The organism is Candidatus Palibaumannia cicadellinicola (genome assembly GCF_002855795.1).
GTDB lineage: Bacteria > Pseudomonadota > Gammaproteobacteria > Enterobacterales > Enterobacteriaceae > Baumannia > Baumannia cicadellinicola_C.
Genome location: NZ_NJPO01000093.1, coordinates 1 through 1595 on the forward strand (window position 1 = coordinate 1; position 1595 = coordinate 1595).

Annotated in this window: 1 protein-coding gene; it reads right to left on the reverse strand. The window is 32.3% G+C overall.

All coding sequences use genetic code 11. The features are described from left to right. Positions 1-105: 105 nt before the first annotated feature. Complete coding sequence (locus CEX73_RS01845) at positions 106-1461, reverse strand: Nramp family divalent metal transporter (protein ID WP_101626902.1); 1356 nt, start codon at positions 1459-1461, stop codon at positions 106-108. Between the last annotated feature and the right edge of the window lie 134 nt (positions 1462-1595).

Below are 1595 nucleotides of genomic sequence, written 5' to 3' on the forward strand. Positions count from 1 at the left end.
CGAAAAAATTGATAATTTTCTCTTGATAGTTAATTAACGTAACTACATGTTTTTATTAAAATATATGCACTGTATTGTAATATAGATAGATACATACATGAGATATTAACTTAACAACATATTCATAGTTTTAATAATTAATTGAATATTTAGCACTATAAGAACTGCGTTAGCCAACCAACCTACGATAATAAATGTCTTACCATTAACAAAGCTACCCATTAGTTTTCTAGATGATGTCAGATATAATAGCGGTAACATAGAAATAGGTAGCGCTATGCTCAAAAAAATCTGAGTATAAACGAGTAGTTTTTCTATGATTTCTCCTTTTTCACCCCACAAATAAATACCAGTTATGATTGGTATAATAGCTATCACCCGATTTATTATCCGGCGTTGCCATAGCGGTAAAGTAACATTAATAAAGCCTTCCATAACAATTTGACTGGTCAATGTTCCAGTAATAGTGGCATTTTGCCCAGACGCTAGTAATGCTATTGCAAATAGCGTAGCTAGTGTAGAACTGGCTATAGCACCAGCCATATTATGATCTTGTAATGCATTATAAAGCTGAGCAAACCTACCAATATCTTCTGGATTCTTACCAAAAAACAAAGATGCGCCCAGAATCAACAACAGACAATTAATAATAAATGAAAAACTTAACTGCATATTTGAATCAATGGTAGCGTAACGAATTGCTTCTTCTAAGGCTTGAGGATCTTCCCTAGTATATTGACGTGACTGAACAATAGAAGAATGTAAATAAAGATTATGTGGCATGACTGTAGCACCTACAATTCCTAGAGCAATAAAAAAAGCAGAATCGCCGCCAGACACATGGGCAGTTAAAATCTCAGTTTGCGGAATAAATGAACGTATTATTAAAGATAAATTAGGATTAGTTAGGGCTACTTCATAGGAAAAAATAATAAAAATAGTTGCAATTAAACAAAATACTAAAGCTTCAATTTTTCTTATACTAAATTTTATTAAAGCAAGCAGCAGAAGTACATCTACTACTGTAATAACGACACCTAATAATAATGGGATATTAAATAATAAGTTAAGAGCAATGGCACTTCCGATAATCTCTGCCATTTCTGTAGCAATAATAGCTAGCTCAGTAGTAAGCCATAAAACAATAGCGATTCGTCGTCCAACTAGTGCTTTTGTCGCTTGTGCTAAATCCATACCGGTGACAATTCCTAGCTTTGCACACATAACTTGCAATAGCATCGCTATTAAGCTAGAAATTAAAATTACTGATAATAATAAGTAACCATACAGGGCACCACCCTGGATAGAAGTAATCCAGTTACCTGGATCCATATAACCTACTGCAACTAATGCTCCAGGACCAGAGAAAGCAAATAGCTTTTTAATAAATCTTGCTTTCCCAGTAGGGACTGGAATAGTACTATTAATTTCTTCTAAGCTATTTTTCCTAACTGTTTCCATCTTTTGTTCCTAACAATTATGAGAACTATTCAAGTGTTTGCATACATAATAATAATATAATTATATAATAACTAAAGTTATTAATATTATTTTTTACTAATATGTGTACATAGTACTAAAATATCGATGATCAT

Excerpts from the sequence above, each read along its gene's own strand:
- CEX73_RS01845 (WP_101626902.1), bottom strand. The coding sequence starts at position 1,461 with ATGGAAACAGTTAGGAAAAATAGCTTAGAAGAAATTAATAGTACTATT.